This is a genomic window from Enterococcus sp. XAF26B05_ASV22 (assembly GCF_056727285.1).
In genome coordinates, this window is the sequence record NZ_CM161538.1 from 3052292 (window position 1) to 3073306 (window position 21015).

The following is a 21015-nucleotide window of genomic DNA, read 5'->3' on the forward strand; positions in this document are numbered from 1 at the left end:
TAACTTCTAAACATGACACATGCTGGAGTTATTGGACGTCTATCTCAACCTTCTGTTAATACCCAAAAGCTTGTTTCAGCTTCAAGATTTCAGCATTCATTTCTCTTTTTTCTCCTGATTGATAGTGTCGGAGAGTTTCTTGTAGAAAATTGAATAACGCGTACCACTTGATTCGTGTCAATGCTTCTTCACTTGGTCGCATACCATATGCTAGCAGCCATTTATTCCAGCTACTTCTTGGAACATAATGACCTAATAGCATGCCCAAATCTAAAGCTGGATCTGCAATCATTACTGAGTCCCAGTCAACTAAATATAAATAATTATTCGATACAATCCAATTACGGTGATTAACGTCACCATGAACAACCATATAATTATGAATAGAATAATTTGGTATATTTTCTTGTAGGTAGCGATAGACTCTAGCAAGATACGAATTGTTTTGAAGTTCTTGAGGCAATCTCTCGCCATATGATTGAAGCATCATCGCAGGTGTTTGGATTTGACCGCCGATTTTTCCTAGCATGCTTTTCAGCATATGTGAATGGTGCAAATGATAAAGGACATCCACAACGTCATTTCTTCCACCGATTTCTTGGGCTTTGAGTACCTGACCGTCTAGCCACTCTTGTGCTGTTAAAATATCGCCTGTCACTGTTCGTTTCGTCCAAACTAGCTTAGGGGCAATTCCTTCTTTAGACAATGCAGCCAAAAGAGGAGAAGTATTTCGTTTAATAAATACTCTTTCAGTCGCACGTATACCCATGAAAGTTTGGCCAGTTGCGCCTTTTATTGGCTGCAAGCGCCATTCCTTATCCAACTGAAATGCCATGGAAATTATCTCCTATCCTAACAACTTCTAATAATTAATTACAGTAAGTATCATTTTATCTTCCACAGCGTTTAACGTCAAGCATCTCTCTTGTTCTTTTAACGTTCACCTTTGTTTTTTGACGTTCCGCATACTGTATCGACACTGGCAATATAGGCATTGAGCAATCGTTTAGTGATTTCTCCTGGTTTTCCTGTTCCTACGATATGATCATTTACTTTTATAACAGGCACAATTTCGGTTAGCGATCCAGATACAAAACATTCATCTGCCGTAAACAATTCTTCTTCTGAAACTGCTTCTTCTTTCACTCTAATGCCCATTTCTCTTGCCAACTCGATAATTTTCATTTTAGTGATGCCAGGTAAAATCAATTGACCGTCTGGATGTGTATAAACTGTACCATCCTTCACTACCCAGAAATTGGCAGCTGATGCTTCCGTCACTTTGTTATCACGTACAAGCACTGCATCATCAAACCCTTGACGGCGAGCCTCATCTAAGGATAAAACATTCCCCAATAAACTTAATGATTTGATATCGCAATGTAACCACCGTGTATCCGGAACTACAGCAACGGTGATTCCTTCTTCCATTTTTTCCACTGGACGTTCATACGGTCTATAATTGGCCGTTAAAACTCCTTTGACTTTTTCAGGATCTGGCAGCGCATGATTCCTTGGTGAATCGATGCCTCTCGTTACTTGAAAATAAAGCTTTCCTTCTTTGAACCCTTCAAGTTCGACTAATTTTTTTAAATTAGCGGTCAACTCTTCTTTTGTAAAAGGCAAGTGCATTCCAATTTTTTCAGCACCGTGCCATAAACGATCCAGGTGTTCTTCTACCATATATAGATGACCATTATACACGCGCACCACCTCATACAGACCGTCTCCATATTGATAGCCGCGATCTTCAATATCGATTTTTACTGCTTCTCGTTCAACAATTTGATCATTCCATAAAATATGCATGGTTAGCCCTCCATTTTCTTCAACCGATAAGGAACATAAAATTTAGCAAATAACAAAACTTCAACAATCAACGCAACTACCACCATTAGCCCCTCTTTAAGATCAGGTAACGCAATTAAAACAAAGACACTGAACAAAAGAGCTGCTACAAGTAATAACACTGTTACAAGTTTACTCACAGCCTGCTTCTTTTGACCGTCTGGCACGGGATAAAGGTGGGTCATCACCATATAATCAAACTGCGTATAGATTGGAATCAACTGAAAGCCAATCAGATAAACAAATAAAACAGATACTCCCATCGAAATCCAAAATTCTTTCAAGAAAAATAGAATCACTCCAGCAACCAATACCAAACGAATAAATAATCCGCTATACTCAGAGCCTCTTAAAAAACTACGGGCATAAAGATATAAATAGGTATTTTGGCTTGTTTTCTTGATTTTTCCCAATAACGGATCTAGGAATTTCCGACGTTTTACACTGCTGGAAATTTCTGGTACATCTGTAAATAAGTGGATAAATTGATAAATTCGATGCATCCGATTTTTTTCTTTTTGAATCATTCGTTCCCAATCTAACGATACAGTTTGTTCTTTTTTATTCAATAATATATAGAAAAAGACAACCTGTACTAATGCGATAAGTGGTCCTGCAATAGGTACCACATATAAACTAAGAACAATTGCGACTAAACTTGTGATGAACCATAGGAGAAACCACAAATAATATTCTCTTGAAGAAATTTGGTACAGCTCATATTTTTGTAACCGCAAATGACTGGCCTTCAAAATCCCTAACATCACAATAAAGTAGAAAAATGTTGAAAAAGCCCACCCTGTCGAAACTACGACTAACGGCATTGACATACCGCCCAGCAAGAATAACGCGACTAATGGTATCCAGAAAGAATAACGAATAGCACGATTCAAATAACGATTCATTTCGGGCTCTTTCGGTAAAATAAAAACTTTATCCGCCTCTTCTGCTAATGTAGCAATGCGGCCGATTTGCAACAACGCTAGCCAAAAAATTAAGATGATCGGTCTGCCCCAAACAAAATTTGCCGGTAATGTTTTTAATACTTGAGAATAATAAAAACCCAATCCACCTAATAGAAAAACACAAACCAATATAAAATGGTCATTAAACACATAACGCATATATTTCATCATTTTTTTCAAATGGCGTGCTAAACGAATGCCAAAAAATCCAGACATATTAACCCACCTTTTCTTCTTTTGTCAGTGCAATATAAATATCATCTAATGAAGAACCAGGTAAACTAAACTCTTCACGTAACTCTTCCATTGAGCCTACTGCTCGAACTTCACCGTCATGTAAGACAACGAAACGATCGCAATAGCGCTCAGCAGTAGCCAAAATATGCGTTGACATCAAGATGGCTGCTCCTTGATTGCGCATTTCATCCATCAATTCTAACAACGCATGAATCGCTAAAGGATCTAGGCCTAAAAATGGTTCATCAATGATATATAAACTCGGTTTGATCAAAAAAGCACATAAAACCATGACTTTTTGTTTCATCCCTTTTGAAAAATTAGCGGGAAACCAGTCTAGTTTATTTTCTAAACGGAAGGTTTTTAATAATGTATCTGCCCGTTTAAAAGCTTCTTCAATCGGGATATCATACGCCATTGCAGTAATTTCAATATGTTCTCGCAAGGTTAATTCTTCATATAAAGAAGGCGTTTCAGGAATATACCCAATTTTTTTTCGATAACTTTCCGGTTGTTGCTTCAACGTCTCGCCATCGATGGAAATTTTTCCTTTTTGGGGTGTTAATAAACCAATCACGTTTTTGATCGTCGTACTCTTGCCAGCACCGTTTAGACCGATCAAACCTACCATTTCGCCTGATTTCACTTCAAAATTAATATCTTTTAATACAGGAATATGGCCATAGCCTCCTGTTAAATGTTCGATCATTAAACTCATTTTATTTCCTCCAACTTATTTTATCATGATTCTATTATACCACGAACTTTTTGAAGGATTCATGAACTTTTCCTCCCAAATAAATTTCAAGGTATGGTAAAGTAAAAGAAACAACAAAAAGAAAGAAGGGAAACCATGACAGATTGTATTTTTTGCAAGATTATTGATCAGGAAATTCCAAGTTATAAAGTTTATGAAGACGACAAGGTTTACGCCTTTTTAGACATTACTCAAGTGACCAAAGGCCATACTTTACTTGTTCCTAAAGAACACGTAACTGACATTTTTGAGTATGATCCAGCCCTTGCAGGCGACGTTTTTGCTCGTGTTCCTAAAGTAGCGAGAGCTTTGGAAAAAGCATTTCCAGAAATGCAAGGATTAAACATTATCAACAATAATAAAGAATTAGCCTATCAATCTGTTTTTCACTCTCATATCCATTTAATACCTCGTTATGGGAAAACAGATGACTTCTCTATTCATTTTGGCAATAATCAGGAAACCTATTCTTCTGAAGAAATGCAGGAAATAGCTGAAAAAATCATGAAGCAGGTGGAACAATAATGGGAAAATTTTCTAAAGGAATGTTATTCGGAGCCGTCGTTGGTGCTGCTAGCGGGTTACTTTTTGCCCCAAGAAGTGGTAAGGCTACTCGTCAAAAATTTGTCGATGAACTAGAAGATTGGTCTGATTTAAAAGAGGATTTTACTGAAAAATTAGATCAATTCAAAGAATCAGCGCAGGCATTCCAAGCCGCTGCTGATATGTATATCGAGCCATTCATCGATGGTGTCAACCAAGACGTTGAAAATTTCATGTTCCAAGCAGAGCCACGTTTAGACCAAATCCAAGAACAAGTTGAAAAAATCCAAGAGGAATTACCTGAGGCAACGTCACAAGATTAATCACTTTTGAGAGGAAGTCTTTAAGGTGTGTGACCTACGTGAACTATACGTTGGTTACACACCCTTTTTTTACTTTCCTTCCTTTCTTCGGCTTTATTCCCCAGTAAAACTCGAAATTTAGACTTAATTTTTTAAAACCCCCCGTTTTTATAGATGAAATTGTGTCCTAAATTCGAAATTTTTTCGAAACTATTGCTTACGTATTTCTTTTATGAAACATAGTGTGTTATAGTTATAACCGTGAGAAATTATTTCTACATAATAAAAAATAAAACAAACTTAGGAGTGCTTACAAGAATGAAGAAAAAATTAATCTTAGCTGCAGCAGGTATGTTCAGTATTTTCGCCTTAGCTGCTTGTACAGGTGGTTCACAAGACATCGCAACAATGAAAGGTGGCACAATCACTGTTGATGATTTCTACAACCAAACCAAATCAAGTCAACAAAGCCAACAAACAGTTCAACAAATGATCATTTTCAAAGTATTTGATCAAAAATACGGCAAAGATGTTTCAGACAAAGAGGTTCAAGCTAAATTTGACGAAACTAAAAAAAATATTGAAGCCCAAGGCGGAAACTTTGCGGATCAATTAAAACAAGCAGGTCTTACAGAGAAAAGCTATAAAGAACAAATCAAACAAAGCTTAGCTTATCAAGCTGGGATCAAAGCACACATCAAAATTACTGATGCTGATTTAAAAGCTGCTTGGGAAACTTTCCACCCAGAAGTTGAAGCACAAATTATCCAAGTTGCTACTGAGGACGAAGCAAAAGAAATCAAAAAACAATTAGATGATGGTGGCGACTTCGCTAAAATCGCTAAAGAAAAATCAACTGATGAAGCCACTAAAAAAGACGGCGGCAAAGTGAAATTTGATTCTCAAACAGAAACAATTTCTGAACCAGTTAAAACAGCTGCTTTCAAATTAAAAGACGGTGAAGTTTCTGAACCAATCCAAGCAACTGATGCAACTGGTTACCAATCAACATTCACTATTGTAAAAATGATTAAAAACAAAGAAAAAGGCAATGACATGACTCCTTACAAAAAAGAGTTGAAAGAAATTGCTGAAACAGCAAAACAAAACGATCAAGAATTTACTCAAAAAGTGACATCAGAAGTTTTAACTGAAGCAAACGTTAAAATCAAAGACGATGCCTTTAAAGATGTTTTAGCCGGCTTAGTTGAAACAAAAGATTCAGCTAAATCAAGCGATTCTTCTAAGAAAGAAGAAAAAGAATCTTCTTCTAAAGAAAAAGAATCTAAATCAAGCGACTCTGAAAAATCTAAAGATTCATCAAGCAAAACAGAAGAATCTTCTAAATAAGCACAACAAAAAAGAGATGATAGTCATCTCTTTTTTTGTGCACTATTTTGAAAAACCAATTCAAAAAGTTCATAAACAATCAACATATCTTCAGAGAAAGGTAGCCCATTCACCTGTAACTCCTGTTCAAAAAACGGTTGGTGGACATTGCGCCAATACTGTAATGTCCGATCCCCCTCGCCTTCTAGATAGCCATGCACTTCGGAGATTTGAGAATAAGGTAGAATATCGACTACTCTTGTGCAAATAATTGCTTGTGCTTGGTCATTGCCATCCAACAGCACACTATAATCCCCAACTTCTGGTAACCTCTCCTCTTCAAAACCTTGTTCATACAAAAGATGTAAAGACGACGTACCAGTCTTTTCTTTTCTGAGAACATGAGCTAACAGTTCATCGGCCATCTTCGAAGAATTGCCAAAAGCCCAAGCTTGATACTCATCATGCGTGATTCCATATTGATTTTTAAATTGTGTCCATAACGCTACCACGGATTGATTCATTCTTATCTCCCGCCTCATTTACTTAAATATCTTTCGGCACATAAAAACTACGATTGTCTAACCCAAAGATACGATCAGTATATTGTCCTGGTTCTGTTTGACGGACTGAGCCTAACATCATTTGGATTGATGCATCAATATTGTCGATTTGATGCAATACTTCCGCTTCCATGATTCGTGGGCGAACAGGTGACCCGTATTCCAATAAACCATGATGTGCTAAAACCATATGACGTAACACAATCACATCTTCATCATTCTCATCGATTTTCAACGCAATACAAGCTTTCGTAATTTCTTCATCTACAAGAACTAAATGACCGATCAGATTTCCTGAAAGGGTATATTCAGTGGTCATAGCTCCAGACAATTCTTTGACTTTTCCCAAATCGTGTAAAATAATACCCGAATAAAGTAGTGCTGCATTTAATTCATTGTATTCTTTACAGATTGCTTTCCCTAAACGAAGCATAGAAACTGTGTGGTATGCTAAGCCATTTGCAAAAGCATGATGATTCCGTTTCGCTGCTGGATAATCAAAAAATTCTTTTTGGTACTGCGTTAATAAATAGCGAACGATTCGTTGCCAATGTGCATTGGTGATTTCAAATACCGTTTGATTGATTTCTTCAACCATATCTTCTCGTTTCAATGGTGCTCTTTCCATATATAGGGTTGGCTGACAAGGCTCATCTGGTCGCGCAACACGCATATGAATGATTTTTACTTGGGGATTCCCCTGATATACTTCTCTTTTCCCATTTAAAAGAATAACGTTTCCCGCTGTAAAACGGCTGATTTCTTCTTCTGAAGCATCCCAATATTTCCCATCGATCGTACCTGACGTATCTTGAAAAGTAAAGGCAATAAATTTTTTGCCATTTTTTGCTACGCGTACATCAGCATTTTTGATCAACAGAAATAATTCAAACATCTCATCTACAGACAGTTCACGGATTTTTTTCATACTTATGCTCCTTCTAGTTCAATAATCGGTTGTTTTAACTCTTTATAATAGCTTACCATTTCTTGGTCAGAAGAAAAACAAATCACTTGCTGATGTTCCGAAAAAACGGCAAATAGTTGTGCTAGTTGTTCTTTTCTTTGACTATCGTAATGCAACCAGCCATCATCTATAATAATCGGGCATAAATTACGCTGCTCTTGTAAAGAAAGAAACGCAAAACGAACAGCCATAATAACTTGATCTCTAGTACCTGTAGATAGTTCGTGCAACATAAACCGTTGCTGATCTTCACGAATCACGATCAATTGCTCTTCATGCAATTGAATTCCTCGATATGCATTTCGGGTCAAGAGTTTAAAATAATCCGTCGCTTTTTTTAATAAATTCGGTAGTTGTTTTTCTGATAACTCGTTTAACAGATCCATTAATAACTGACCAGACAATTGATAAGCTGACCAATCTAAAGCAAGTTCTTCGATTTCTGTTTTCAGCTCGGTCTGTTCCTGATAAAGCTCATCTAGCGTGCCATCAGACAACATTTGTTGCCGCTGATAAAGAATTTTTTGTTCTTTTTCTTGCAATTGTTGGATACACGCTTCTATCTCATCAAGGCTTTGTGCCAATTCTCTTTGTGAGGATGGGAATTGTTTTGGCTCACTCGAATCAGGGTATAAGCCTACTAGCATTGTTTGTAGTTCTTGTTTTCGTTTGTGATTAGCTGTAGCTTTTTGGTAGCTTTGAACCATTTCTGGAATCTCGTTGATTGATCCTATCTGGAACCGTTGTAACATGGGTCTAGCTTGGTCGATCACTTGCTGCTGTTTTTCTTTGACTTCGCGAATCGTCTGACGTGAATAAGCATCTGCCTGATATTCTTGGGCAAAACGCACTTTCTCCATTTTATCCGCAAAGTTACTGATTACACGGATTCTTTCCGCCAATGATGTTCCAGCGATCGGTAGGCGTGCTGTATAGCGTTCAGTTTGTTCTGCTAATACTGTTACACGTTTTTGATCCTCTTTCAATTGATGTTCAAGCTCTTGATTTGTATTGCGCAAAATCAAATAACGGGTAATATCGGTACGATGAGTCACCCAAAACTCGACTTGATCCATACGCCCTAAATTGTTTTCCTTCACTTTTTGAGCAATAAATCGTGCCATTTCTGTTTCTTCTTCACGAATTTTTTTGATTTCCGATTTTATTTTTACTAATTGATCATTTAAATAATCCAATTGTGATAACTTTTCTTGCCATTGCCGTTTTTCATTTTCATAGTTATCTTTGGGTTGATGAAAGAGCGGTAATACCCCTGCAATCAAAAGTCCTGCACTTAAAAAGAATGCGCCATACCGAATTGGTACGGGTAAAAAGAAACTCAGCAATACAATAATTCCTGCAAATCCGCAAAAAACAAAATTAACTGCCTTTTTAGGTTGACGATGATTTTTCCGAAACATTTCTTTATTGATTGTTTCAAACGTGCTTAAATTGTCCTCACGTGTCGTGATTTCTTCTTCCAACAACTGTAAATCAGTCTGAGTGGTCTGTAATTTGACTGCTCGGGCAACGATTTCCTCTCTCATCTCCTTGACCACTTGCTCTTCAAAAGATAGTTGCGGAGGTGTCTCTGAATTCCAACCCCATTGTCTTTCTAAAGGAAACATTTCTTGCTGATTTTGCTGTAAGGATTGGGTCATCCAACTGATTTCAGAAAGTAATTTATCAATATCATATCGTTGATTCAGTAATTGCTGAATCTGTTCTTCTTCTTTTAAATAAAACTGATAGTCCTCATTATGATCCTCTGTCTCACTTTGCGCAGCAATCTCTTGATTCAAACGAGTTAGTTCTTCACTCAAAAAGCGATGCTGCTGGTAGATGGCAAGCAGTTCCTCTTGCTCTTCTGGTTTTAATAGAACAGTTGTTTTGGCTTGCTCGATCGATTGCAGCTCTTCGTATAAAGGTAAATTCATTACTTGTTTTTCAACCAGCGCTAGCTGATTCTTAATTTCTTGAGCCGCTTGACGTTGTGTCGCAATCTGATGCTCCGTATCTGATAGTTCTACATTCAATTGTTGAAAAGGTCTCTCTTGCTGTTCTTTGTCATTGATACGCTGTTGTAGTTTTTGGTAAGCATGCAGTTTTTGATTTAATGGTGGTTGACTGCCTTTGCCTTTATAAATCGTTTGAGCACTCTTAAAATAATCTTCTCTGCTCAATAATAGTTGCTGACTTCCAGACAGACCTAAAGAAAGCAACGAGGTTTGCAGTTCTTCTTCATTTAATTTTTCTAATTGGCTAAGTTGTTCCTGTTGGAAAGTAAAGACTGACTGAAATAGCTCTTTCGTTAGTGGATGAATCATCTTTTCCAGCAGTGCCTCGTCTCCTATTTGATCATTAAAATACACTTTAGCTTGTCCTTTATTTTGCCCTTTGAAACGTTCTACTTGCACTTCTCCATAAACTGGATGAGCAAACCATAAACGCCCTCCATAGGCTGCACCATTTTTCGGTTGATAATCTTTTTTTCGTTTTCCTTTGGCCGGAAAACCAAAAAGCATTGCTTGAATAAATTGATAAATCGTTGATTTTCCAGCTTCATTTGCACCAAATAATAATTGATTTTTTGGTAGAAACTCAATTTTATGTTGTTGCCATTTACCAAATCCAACAAGTTCTATTGCAATGAGTTTCATGGCTGATCCTCCTGAATGACAAAATCTTCCTTGATCTTTTGATCGGCATGTTCAAGACTGCGCTCACGCCACTCTTCATTAATCTGTACAACTGAAGAAAATAGCGGATTTTGCGTCAGTTCCTGTAACGTATTTGAGAATATATCTGGTTGCAAATAGATTTTTTCTAGTTGATTCAACAACTCTGGTGTTGCAGTGATCACAACCTTTTTATCCAGATTGTTGTTCAATACCTCTACTCGAAATAAATATATTGCCTGATTTGTTTGCTGTACTAGCGTTGCTTGTAGATATTGAAGTAATTCTCCATTTTCATAAGAGAGACGAAATTCTTCACCTAAATGCTGTGTATCTGCTAATTGGATCTCTTTTAAAACCAGCTGTCCTTGGTTCAGTTCATTCTTTAACAGAAGATCCTGAAGAATAACCAATGCCTCTTGTAAGCTTCCTGCATGTCGCAATGAATACTTTTCCACTTGCCAACTGACTCGAGCTACCGATTCAAATCGAACCGTCGCATGCCCAGCTTCTATTGATACGATAGCGACACCTTGAACTGTTCGTTCTTTTTTCGTGTGTCCTTGCGGTGTTCCTGGATAGACGATCAAAGGGGCTGCACTCACTACCTGCGGCTGATGAATATGCCCTAATGCCCAATAATCATACCCCTTATTTTTCATCTCACTGAATGAAAATGGTGCATAATTCTGCTGACCATTATTCGTTGTATCACCATGATAAATTCCGATATGTAAGTCTACCGATGAATCCTTAGTGGGAAAAGTCGCTAGTTTATCTTCATTGATCCAAGGATGTTCATAACTAAATCCTGTGACGGCTACTTTTTCTTGATTCTTTGTCATAAAATAATGTGTCTCGACTTGCTCTTTCTGAAAAAGGAACATATTTTTCGGAAAATCAAACCAATAGCGCTCAGCTACAAAATAATCATGATTTCCAAATGACATGATCACAGGAATTTTCGCTTGATCCAACCGCTTCATTTCATCAATAAAGTATGCTTGTGTTCGGATCGAAGTTCGACTTTGATGAAAGGTGTCCCCAGCAAAAATCACTGCATCTACCTGATTTTTTAGTGCTATATCAACAATCGCTGTGATTACTTCGTGATTCGCTTGTTGTAGTTTTTCAACGATTTGTTTTGGACTATTTTTTAGGCCTTCAAAAGACCGATCCAGATGTAAATCTGCCGTATGCAATACTTTCATTAGATCCTCCTATTCGCCCTAATTGTTTTCTTTAATCATATCATTTTATTAAGAAGCGGTCAGTAAAAATATACGAAAATTTGTTCGTTTTTTATTTTTTTGAAGAGATAAAAAAGAAAGGGACTGAAATCCAACTCTATGAGTTTCGTTCCAGCCTCTATTCGCTCTATCTTAGTTTGTTAAAATCTCGATTTGAACAATTTCGCTTTGCGTTCCGATTCGCATCGGCGGGCCCCATGTCCCAACACCAGAAGACACGATGACTTGGGGGCTATTTTTATTTTTACGATAATAGCCATAATCCACAGTGAAGTACGCTTTTGTAACTAAATTAAATGGAAAAATTTGCCCTTGATGTGTATGTCCTGAAAGAATCAATTCATTCGCCTGCTCATACTCTTCAATCGTTGAAGGTTGATGATCTAAGATGATTTTTGGAAGTTTGTTGCCTACTTTTTTGAATTGTTCTTGCATGTTTTTTCTACCACCATCTTGTGATCCAATCGGCCGACTATCTTTTCTACCGACCACTAAAATCTCTTCACCTACCACGGTCATTTCATCTTCAAGTAACGTGATGTTTGACTCCTCAACAAGTGCTCTCATCTTCTCAAACGTTTCTCCAGCGTCATGATTGCCCCAACATAGATAGGTTCCGTAAGTAGACGAAAGACGTTTGAATTCTTTCTCCATCCCTTGTGGATCTTGTAATGCATTATAATTTCCATCAAATAAATCACCTGAAATAAACACAATATCTGGATGTAGTTGATTGATTTTATTCACGATTTTGCCCAACTTCTTCACGTCGTTGACATACCCTAAATGCAAATCACTGATCAGCACAGCATTGATTTTTTTCTGTTGCTGATTGGTTGGTTCATTGATCACCACTTGATAACTCACCGTCTTGATTTGCTGCGCCTGCCATGAGCCATAGCAAAATAGCACAAAAACCAGTAACGCCGCCCCTACCCAAACCATCAGTTCGGTCTTTGAATGAAGCAGAGTGATTTTTCTAGTAATTTTTAAGATCAAGTCTGTCAAACCAAAAATAACCAACGATAAAAACCAAAATGATAACCAGTAGCTACCCATTTTCCCGACAATACCGCCCACATCTGCATCAAATAAGAACATTGTCAGCAACGATGCAATCGAAAATACGCTAATGATGACCCATACAATAAATGAATACTTAAAAAATGAAAACTGTTCAAGTATGGACAAAAATAGTTTCCCGATGTAAAAATTACTCAAGAGGAATAATCCTCCGATAAGTAAAAATACTAATTTATTCATGCCTGTCCTCCAGCTTTTTTACCCACGATTTGTCCGAATTTCACGATTGTTTCGAGATTATTTTCGGTATTTGACCAAATGTCCGGATCAATCGTCACTTGATTTTCTTGGAATAGCAAGATTACTGTTGAGCCACCAAATTCAAACCAGCCTTTTTTCTCAAAACGCTGACAACCGCCGGAATTTTTCAGATTTTTGATCTTCCCAACCATTAGAGCACCGACTTCGATTTGAGCGATTTTCCCAAAGTGGTTCGTTTCGATAATCGTAACTTCTCTTGCATTTCTCGAAAAGACCGGTTCATTATGAACTGCTATCGGCTGTACAGTATGAAACACTCCCGCTATTTCCTGCTGCGCTAAAATAGTTCCTTCATCAATATAATAATAATGATGATAATCATCTGGTGTTAAACGAAAAATGACAGCACAGCCGCCTTGCCATTCTTGGGCAAGGCTTGTGCTATCAAGTAACTCCGACAGAGCATATTCTGATCGTTTGATTTTGAATGTTTGGTCTGCACTGATTGGATAGACTGTGACCTTGCCATCACAAGGCGCACTCAACACTGTCTTTTCTTGGGACAAAACACGTGCTTCAGGTTTGATTTCACGCATAAAAAAATGGTTGAATGAACGATAGACCATCGGTTCATACTCGTCCATTTGAAGCTCGTTTTTCTGAATAAACGGATTGATCATTGCTTTTGAAAGCGAGCTATTTAAATAAGCTCCAGCCACTTTTGTAAGCGGTGGTTGGATGAGTCCTTTTAGAATAAAGCGTCCAATCGGATTTTTATATAAAAAGTTTAATGACCAGCTATCATTTTCAGTGATAGGCTTTGTTTTAAAGTGCTTCTCCATCTATTTTCCCCTTTGAACAATTTAACGAACAAAAAAAGCAACAACAGCGCCAACTAAGGCTCCGAAAGCTAATTTTCTAGGATCGACTTTTTTGATTTTTACCTTTGAAATAAATAAGAATCCGATAATCAACAGCACCGCTGGATAAACAAGTGTGATTGCTATATGGAAACGACCCGCAGCAAAAAATAACAACGGAATCAATGCTGCACTGCTTGTTACCGGCAGCCCTTCGTAATATTCTCGACAACCGTCGGCTTGTTCCTTTCTTTCCATTTCCGTTACATTATAGTGGGCTAATCGAATCAAAGCAGCTAAAATATAAAATGCAAATAATGGCAAATAAATTCCTTGTGTCAGTCCTGAAGCATAACCTAGAACTGTTGGGAAAACCCCAAAACTAATCAAATCAGCAAGTGAATCGATTTGAATACCGTAGCACATCTCGCTTTTTGTACGCTCTTTAAGATTTGCGACGAATCCGTCAAACATATCACAAATCCCAGAAAGGACTAAACAAAAAATTGCTTCAACGATATGCTGCGTTAACGCTAAATACATTCCGATTATAGAAAAAATGGCATTTCCATAAGTTAGAATAACTGTGTAATCATAAATACCAATCATACAATTTGTTCCCCAATTCTTTTTTCGTTTAGTATTACTATATCATTAAAGTTACCGAATTTGGGAGATTTTTTGACATTTTATATGTTTTTAGTGCCAGAAATAAGTGCAGTCTCTCCCCTTAGTGTAATCCACTAAAAAAAGAGGATAAAGATAGCGGAAGATATTCCGTGTCCACTATCTTTAACCCCTTCTCTATTTAGCACTTAATCGTTATATAAATCACGAATCGGTGTCATGATAATACGGTTTAAATCATTCACGATCAGGCTAAATGCTTGTTCTTTTTGCATCAATTGATTGATGACTTCTGCTTTTTGAACTTCCGTTGCCAAAGCTTGAGCTTTTTCAGCATCTTCTTCTGAAAATTCCTCACCACGCATTTGTTTTTCTTGTAGTCCTTGTTGGAACGTTTGGAATTCTTTAAATAATTTGTACGCTTCTTCATCTGCTTTTACATCTGCATACGCTTGTTCTAAGGCTTTAAATTCTTCCATTTCGCGGATTTCGCGTTCTACTTGATTGGCTGTATCATAAATATTACTCATTCAATCTCCCTCGTTTCTATAGATTCTTCTCTTTGATTGTACCATTCTTTGATTCGTTTTCAAACCGATTATTCTCCTGTTAAACCACCCAAAAAGTCTTTAAGACCATTTTTCGCATTGTCCCAGCCCTCTTTGAGTTTACCGCCGATATCTTTCGCACCTTCTTTGACTTGACCGCCAATATCTTTGACACTGTCTTTCCAGGCATCGCTATTATCATTAGTTGGTACTTCACCTGCTGGCTGTACGACGCCTCCTGTAGCATAAGCATCCGCTACAGTAAATGGTGTTTGTGTCGTATAAGGTAATATTCCTTGCGTCTGGTTACTGAAAACAGTCGAAGCGTGCGTGGCACTGCTACCTTGTAAGTAATGACTTTCACTCGTTTGTTCAAAGCCTAACCATGTCGCAACTACCACATCAGGTGTGTATCCGACAACCCATTGGTCATTCGTTTTATCGGTGTCAAAGTTCGTTTCTGTGGTTCCAGTTTTCCCAGCCATGACATAGCCTGCTGGATCAGCATTCATCCCAGTTCCTGAACTGAATACGCCTAAAAGCATACTCGTCATTTGGTCTGCGGTATCTTTTGTGATAACTTGTTTCGTTTTAGCATTCGTATTATCAACGATGACCGCTCCCGTAGAGTCAACGATTTTGTTGATCAAATGCGCTTCTGACTGAACACCGCCATTGGCAAATGGACTATAAGCATTTGCCATCGTTAACGGAGAAACACCCGTTTTCAAGCCCCCTAAAGCCAATCCATAATACTTATCTTCTTGGGCTAAAGGAATACCAAATTTTTCTGTTTTTTCAAAGCCTTTGTCCAACCCAATTTTATGCAACGTCCAAACGGCTGGGAGATTCAAACTTTCACCTAACGCTTGGTACATCGTCACTTCACCGCTGTTTGTGCGGCTGTAGTTTTCAGCAGGATAATACTCTTGTGGTTTATCTTCTAAAATACTATTGGGCTTCATTCCTGATTCTAATGCAGGTGTATAAACTGAAATTGGTTTCAAGGATGACCCTGGTGACCGTTTCGTTTGAGTCGCAAAGTTAAATCCTCGGTATACATGTTCGCCACGTCCACCTACAACCCCTTGAACTCCGCCTGTCTTTGGATCTAGCGCAACAGAACCACTTTGCACCATTGCGCCATCTTCTGCATTTGGCGGGAATAAGGCGTCATTCGCATAGGTTTGTTCCATCGCTTTTTGATAGTTTTGGTCTAATGCTGTATAGATTTTATAGCCTTTATTCAATAAATCTTCTTCTTTTAAGCCATGTTGATTGACCGCTTCATCGATGACTGCATCAAAGTAATACGGATATCTATAATCTGAATTTTGATCAGAATAATTGTCATTCAATAAGCTAGCCATCTCGACTCCTGCTTGCGCATCTGCTTCACCTTGGGATAATTTCCCGTTATCGACCATCAACTGTAAAACCGTATTACGACGATTTACTGCATTGTCAATATAATCTAGTGGATTGTAGATTCCAGGGCCTTTCAACATTCCGACCAAAGTGGCTGCTTCGCCGACTGACAATTCACTGGCACTAACACCAAAATATTTGTGAGAGGCATCTTCAATTCCCCAAACCCCATTACCAAAATATGAATTATTGAGATACATTTCTAAAATTTGTGATTTATCGTATTTTTTCTCGATTTCAATCGCTAAAAATAATTCTCTCGCTTTACGTGTCATAGTTTGCTCTTGCGTCAGGTAGGCATTTTTAGCTAGTTGCTGTGTGATGGTACTACCACCACCACCGCCACCTATCATACCAAGACTCAACTTTCCAACTACTGCTCGTAAAAGTCCTTTGATATCATACCCATGATGTGTTTCGAAGTTTCGATCCTCAGTTGAGATCAAGGCATCTTTAACGAATGGTGAAATCTGATCTATGGTGACAAAAGTCCCTTTTTGACCAAATAATTTTCCAGCCTGCTCTCCATTTTTATCATAAATAACCGTTGACTCTTCTAGACCGGCCTTCAACGCACCGACATTCGCTGATTTTGCTAAAGTGAATAGATAGATACTAGTTACTAAAACAGCTACCAAACCTAAAAGTAAAATGATTTTATTAATTTGATATTTCTTCCAAATCCGCTTTCTCCAATAGTGAAAACGAACAAGATACGGTTTGATCCACGTCCAAAAGCGTTGGAAACCAGATTTTATTTTTCCCATAATTGTTTTAACGTCCATAGTGCTCCCTCTTTATATAAAAGTTTCTAAGCCATTTTAACATAGAAAGCTACTCTTATTCATACGGCTTTAGCATGAATAATGCACATAAATTTTGTTTTGCCTATTTTAACACGTTTTTCTTTTCTTTTTATGTAGAAAAGGTTAAGAATCCATCAAGAAATCATAGAACTCACGGAGTAGAATAACTATTTAACGTATAAATTCTTATTTTCGTTGTAAAAAAGTGCTACTTTATAAAAAGTTTAATCATAAAAAATTCATATTTTGCCTTTATTATATAAGTATACCAACAAACAACCCTAACAAAACACTTTTTCATTTTTTAACTCCTTTTTCCCACTCTTCCCCAAAGAGTGGGTCTCTTTTTGTCTTGAGAAAGTTTTCAATTAAAACCAAACGAAATGAAAGTTCTACCTATATTGTTGCTGAGAGCTCCTTGCACTTGTGTTTAAAGAATTTTTTGTGCTACACTTTTCCCGAAATGTAAACGTTTTACAAAAAATGAAGAGGAGCGTTTTTTATGTCTAACAAGTTAGCGTCATTCCTTGTTCCAGTTTTCTTTCTACTAAGCTTTAGTTTAGTATCTACACAAGCCAACGCCGTACAAGCATCTCCAAAAGAGCCAGTTATGATGGCTTACTATCGTACCTGGCGAGACGTGACGATGCCTCATGATGCAAATTCAACGTTACCTGATCAAAATGTCACTGCGATGACTGATATTCCTGAAGGCGTAGCTATCGTCTCTGTTTTTCATTATGTAAACCCAGGTACCAATCAACAGAAATTTTGGGATACATTAAGAGATACTTATGTTCCGACATTACATGCTAGAGGAACGCGCGTTATTCGAACGATCGATATTAGAGAAGTTTGGAATGTCCCTCATGCAGGTGCAATACCAACCACTGAAGAATATGATCGATATGCGCAACAATTAATAGATACCTATCTTACGCCATGGAATCTGGACGGACTAGATATCGATATGGAGTCTAGTTTAACAGCTAAACAAGAAGCAATGGCTGCTGGGACATTCAAAGCGTTATCTCAACACTTAGGTCCTAATGCTAATACCGGAAAGTTGTTGATTTATGACACTAATAAAGACAATCATTCTTTATTTCAAAAAGTTGCTTCTTATGTTGATTATCTTTTTATCCAAGCCTATGGTCGCCCAGCTAGTTCTTTAGATAAGACCTGGAATACTTATAAAAGTTCTGTGACGCCACAACAATTTCTTCCAGGGATCTCCTTCCCAGAAGAACAGGACCACAATAGATGGAACGATACGGTAGAACCTTACGAAACAAGTCGTGCGTATTCTTATGCAAAATGGCATCCAAAAGAGGGTCAAAAAGGCGGAATGTTTGTCTATGCGATTGATCGTGATGGTAAACAATTTGGGGATGATACAATCACAAAAACCGATTTCAGCTGGACAAAACGTTTGATCAATACGATGAATACCCACTAATTAGGGTGTTTTGTTTGAAACTTAAACACTTCTTTAGAAAAATTTTACAGTTTTGAGTAAATTAATACACAAAAAATTCATATTTGATTTGTATTATATATGTATACTAACTAACAACCTTAACAAAACACTTTTTCATTTTTAACTCCTTTTCCCGTCCTTCCCCAAAGGACGGGTATTTTTTTCGTCACTGCCCTTGGCTTTGCCCTAGCGGATAATAAACAGTACTTGGCGAACGCAGTGAGCAACGTTTCCTTACTTGTGCATCATTACTATTTCCAGACTACACAACGTTAGACAAATCCCAAAAGAACAGCATATTTTCCTGATTTGTAAGTTGTTATAACTCAAAAAAGTAACCATGGAAAACTGACGCCTTTCTGTTAATTCTTTTCAAAAATTGATTTCTTCATCATCAGCCGCTTTAATTCTACCTAACCACTTGAACTTATCCTTTCATTTGTTAAACTATGAGAGAACACTATTGAAAAGGTGGGACACCAATGGAATTATCCATCCAGTTACCTCAGCATTTTAAAGAACAAACCGTTCGAGAATTACTCGAACAAGAATGGCTAGTCCCTCGTAAAGTACGTCATTTTTTACGTACTCGAAAAAATGTTTCGATCAATGGCGAAACTGCTTTGTTCCATTTCCCTGTAAAAAGTGGGGATGTCATTACTTTACAGTTCGAACCAGAAGACTACCCCACACCTAAGATCCTTTTGGGCAATAATTCGAACGTTGATGTACTTTTTGAAGATGAACAGTTGATTATTTTGAATAAACCGATTGGAATGAAAACCCATCCTAATCAACCGGATGAACAGGACACGCTACTGAACCATTTAGCTGCTTACTTAGCCCCTAAAAATCAAACTCCTTACGTGGTTCATCGGTTGGATAAAGAAACAAGTGGGGCGATTTTATTTGCTAAAAATCCTTTTGTATTGCCAATTTTAGGACGGTTATTAGAAAGCAAGCAAATCTACCGACGCTATCAAGCAATTGTCTCAGGTCATTTAAACGAGTCTTTAACGATTCGAAAAAGAATTGGGCGTGATCGGCATGATCGACGAAAACGAGTGGTGGATGAGCGACGTGGGGATATCGCGGTTACTCATGTTGACATTGCTTCTTATGCGAAAAAGACAAACCAAACAACTCTTTATTGCATTTTGGAAACCGGTAGAACCCATCAAATACGCGTGCATTTAGCCAGTATTGGGTATCCTATCATTGGAGATCCTTTGTATCATCCAAAACCCAGTGGACGTTTGATGCTACACGCTTATGAGCTACATCTAATACACCCATTCAGCAAAGAGCAAATCAAAGTGATTACAGAACATAGTTTATGGTAAGGACACGTCAAAAATAGAGTAGACAGTCAACTAAAAATGTCTGTATACTCTATTTTTCGTTTTATATTGGAACAACTGCCTATACGTTACTCAATAGGACCTCCATTTATATACCGGGAACACTCTTGCTTCAACAACACCAATAATGTCTTTTTCATCAATCATTCCATTTTAAAACTTAGTTCTTCACCAATTTTTTGTTTGATTCGTTCAAAGCGATAACTCACTGTTCTTGGTTCAACGGAATGTTCGTTGGCAGTTACCACATACTCTGAGTTTGATTGCTTTTTCCAATGTAATAGGGCTTCTTTTATCTTTTGAGATAGTGGAATTGAACGACTAGCATTAACCGTTTTAGGAATTGTTTCAACAATTTTGGTTCGCTGACCTGCTAAGTTGGGTAAGGCAATGCGCTGCTTCGTTCGCTGAACTTTTAACACGGATGAGTCAAAATCTATATCTTCCCATTTTAATGTGCAAATTTCGCCTATACGCATTCCTGTTTCTAAAGCTAGTAAGATCGGCAATCCTTGTTCTGTTTTTTTACTTTCAGCCTCTACTGCTCTTTGTCGTTCTCGTGTTAACGCTTGAACTTTTTGTTTATTTACTTTCGATAATATGATTCGCTCACAAGGATTCATGTATATGTAGTCACGCTCTTTAGCCGCTTCAAAACAACTTTTTACGATACGAAATACAATACGAATAGAGCTAGTTGCTAACGAGTGTGCTAACCGTTTGACTAGCTTTTCTATATCTAAAGCTGTAATTTTCTTTAAAGCGCGATTTTCCAAGCTAGGTAAAACATGCACTTGAAGTTTACTACTATAACTGGCATAGGTACTTTCTTTTATATTCGGTGCCATAATCTCAGTTAACCAAAGATTTGCCCATTCACCAAATCTTCCATGAAATTCTTTGACCTCTCCAGTATAGTGAAATGGTTTCTGTGCCTTTTTATCGAGTAATTGTTCCTTCACTACTCGATACGAACGAGCATAAACATAACCATAATGGATGCTTCCATCTATTTTTCTTGCTTTAGGATAACGCCCTTCCCAGCGTCCATCTTTTCGTTTGTAAATATTCTCACCTTTAGCCAAAAAAACAAATCCTTTCTATACTTATTGACGGCGAATCTGACGGCGGTAAAAACCACCCGATTATTCTTAAATCCATTAAATTTGTTGCTAAAAAGTA

19 protein-coding genes are annotated in these 21015 nt (G+C 37.5%); 5 read left to right on the top strand and 14 right to left on the bottom strand.

All coding sequences use genetic code 11. The annotated features are described in order from the left end of the window. Positions 1–55 precede the first annotated feature (55 nt). The 4 genes from AC1PU0_RS15135 to AC1PU0_RS15150 all read right to left on the bottom strand — a co-directional run bounded on the left by AC1PU0_RS15135 (position 56) and on the right by AC1PU0_RS15150 (position 3768). Entirely contained in the window at positions 56–835 is a 780-nt protein-coding gene (locus AC1PU0_RS15135) for a phosphotransferase family protein (RefSeq protein ID WP_206833864.1), read from the bottom strand. 98 nt (positions 836–933) lie between these two features. Continuing rightward, positions 934–1809 (bottom strand): D-amino-acid transaminase, encoded by an 876-nt coding sequence (gene dat / locus AC1PU0_RS15140; protein WP_479998523.1) that lies wholly within the window; start codon positions 1807–1809, stop codon positions 934–936. A 2-nt stretch (positions 1810–1811) separates the two neighbouring features. Further along, a complete protein-coding gene (locus tag AC1PU0_RS15145) occupies positions 1812–3029 on the bottom strand; it encodes an ABC transporter permease (protein ID WP_206833866.1) in 1218 nt (405 codons plus the stop codon). A 1-nt stretch (position 3030) separates the two neighbouring features. Next, positions 3031–3768: an ABC transporter ATP-binding protein gene (locus AC1PU0_RS15150; RefSeq protein WP_479998524.1), complete on the bottom strand. Its 738-nt coding sequence runs from the start codon at positions 3766–3768 to the stop codon at positions 3031–3033. Positions 3769–3903: 135 nt separating this feature from the next. Here AC1PU0_RS15150 and AC1PU0_RS15155 point away from each other — a divergent pair, with 135 nt between their 5' ends. From AC1PU0_RS15155 to AC1PU0_RS15165, 3 genes are all read left to right on the top strand, one after another. After that, positions 3904–4332: an HIT family protein gene (locus tag AC1PU0_RS15155; RefSeq protein ID WP_111248166.1), complete on the top strand. Its 429-nt coding sequence runs from the start codon at positions 3904–3906 to the stop codon at positions 4330–4332. After that, positions 4332–4673, top strand: a complete 342-nt coding sequence (locus AC1PU0_RS15160; protein ID WP_111248165.1) for a YtxH domain-containing protein — start codon at positions 4332–4334, stop codon at positions 4671–4673. The genes AC1PU0_RS15155 and AC1PU0_RS15160 overlap by 1 nt, the downstream gene beginning before the upstream one ends. A 297-nt stretch (positions 4674–4970) precedes the next feature. Then, the gene (locus tag AC1PU0_RS15165; RefSeq protein ID WP_479998525.1) at positions 4971–6002 is read left to right on the top strand and encodes a peptidylprolyl isomerase; all 1032 of its coding nucleotides are present in this window, start codon (positions 4971–4973) and stop codon (positions 6000–6002) included. Positions 6003–6025: 23 nt separating this feature from the next. Here the strand turns inward: AC1PU0_RS15165 and AC1PU0_RS15170 are convergent, their stop codons facing one another. The 9 genes from AC1PU0_RS15170 to AC1PU0_RS15210 form a co-directional block, all read right to left on the bottom strand. Beyond that, a complete protein-coding gene (locus AC1PU0_RS15170; RefSeq protein ID WP_479998526.1) occupies positions 6026–6505 on the bottom strand; it encodes an ASCH domain-containing protein in 480 nt (159 codons plus the stop codon). A gap of 22 nt (positions 6506–6527) precedes the next feature. Further along, positions 6528–7472 (bottom strand): 3'-5' exoribonuclease YhaM family protein, encoded by a 945-nt coding sequence (locus tag AC1PU0_RS15175; RefSeq protein WP_069655002.1) that lies wholly within the window; start codon positions 7470–7472, stop codon positions 6528–6530. A gap of 2 nt (positions 7473–7474) precedes the next feature. Beyond that, on the bottom strand, positions 7475–10171 hold the full coding sequence (locus AC1PU0_RS15180) for an ATP-binding protein (RefSeq protein WP_479998527.1): 2697 nt from the start codon (positions 10169–10171) through the stop codon (positions 7475–7477). After that, complete coding sequence (locus tag AC1PU0_RS15185; RefSeq protein ID WP_206850010.1) at positions 10168–11400, bottom strand: metallophosphoesterase family protein; 1233 nt, start codon at positions 11398–11400, stop codon at positions 10168–10170. Before AC1PU0_RS15185 ends, AC1PU0_RS15180 begins: the two co-directional genes overlap by 4 nt. Positions 11401–11571: 171 nt before the next feature. Beyond that, positions 11572–12702 carry a metallophosphoesterase gene (locus AC1PU0_RS15190; protein WP_479998528.1) on the bottom strand — a complete coding sequence of 377 codons (1131 nt, stop codon included), beginning with the start codon at positions 12700–12702 and terminating at the stop codon, positions 11572–11574. After that, on the bottom strand, positions 12699–13565 hold the full coding sequence (locus AC1PU0_RS15195; protein ID WP_479998529.1) for a phosphatidylserine decarboxylase: 867 nt from the start codon (positions 13563–13565) through the stop codon (positions 12699–12701). The genes AC1PU0_RS15190 and AC1PU0_RS15195 overlap by 4 nt, the downstream gene beginning before the upstream one ends. Before the next feature lie 21 nt (positions 13566–13586). Next, positions 13587–14192 carry a CDP-alcohol phosphatidyltransferase family protein gene (locus AC1PU0_RS15200; protein WP_069654997.1) on the bottom strand — a complete coding sequence of 202 codons (606 nt, stop codon included), beginning with the start codon at positions 14190–14192 and terminating at the stop codon, positions 13587–13589. A 206-nt stretch (positions 14193–14398) separates the two neighbouring features. Next, complete coding sequence (locus AC1PU0_RS15205; protein ID WP_069654996.1) at positions 14399–14740, bottom strand: YlbF/YmcA family competence regulator; 342 nt, start codon at positions 14738–14740, stop codon at positions 14399–14401. 68 nt (positions 14741–14808) lie between these two features. Beyond that, positions 14809–16971 (bottom strand): PBP1A family penicillin-binding protein, encoded by a 2163-nt coding sequence (locus AC1PU0_RS15210; RefSeq protein ID WP_069654995.1) that lies wholly within the window; start codon positions 16969–16971, stop codon positions 14809–14811. 523 nt (positions 16972–17494) lie between these two features. On the opposite strand from AC1PU0_RS15210, the gene AC1PU0_RS15215 reads away from it, so the two are divergent. Both AC1PU0_RS15215 and AC1PU0_RS15220 read left to right on the top strand, forming a co-directional pair. Further along, a complete protein-coding gene (locus tag AC1PU0_RS15215; protein WP_069654994.1) occupies positions 17495–18451 on the top strand; it encodes an endo-beta-N-acetylglucosaminidase family protein in 957 nt (318 codons plus the stop codon). Between the two features lie 503 nt (positions 18452–18954). Beyond that, positions 18955–19815: an RluA family pseudouridine synthase gene (locus AC1PU0_RS15220; RefSeq protein WP_069654993.1), complete on the top strand. Its 861-nt coding sequence runs from the start codon at positions 18955–18957 to the stop codon at positions 19813–19815. Positions 19816–19976: 161 nt separating this feature from the next. Here AC1PU0_RS15220 and AC1PU0_RS15225 read toward each other — a convergent pair whose 3' ends face one another. Further along, positions 19977–20918, bottom strand: coding sequence for a tyrosine-type recombinase/integrase (locus tag AC1PU0_RS15225; protein WP_479998530.1), 942 nt, complete (start codon positions 20916–20918; stop codon positions 19977–19979). Positions 20919–21015: the final 97 nt, after the last annotated feature.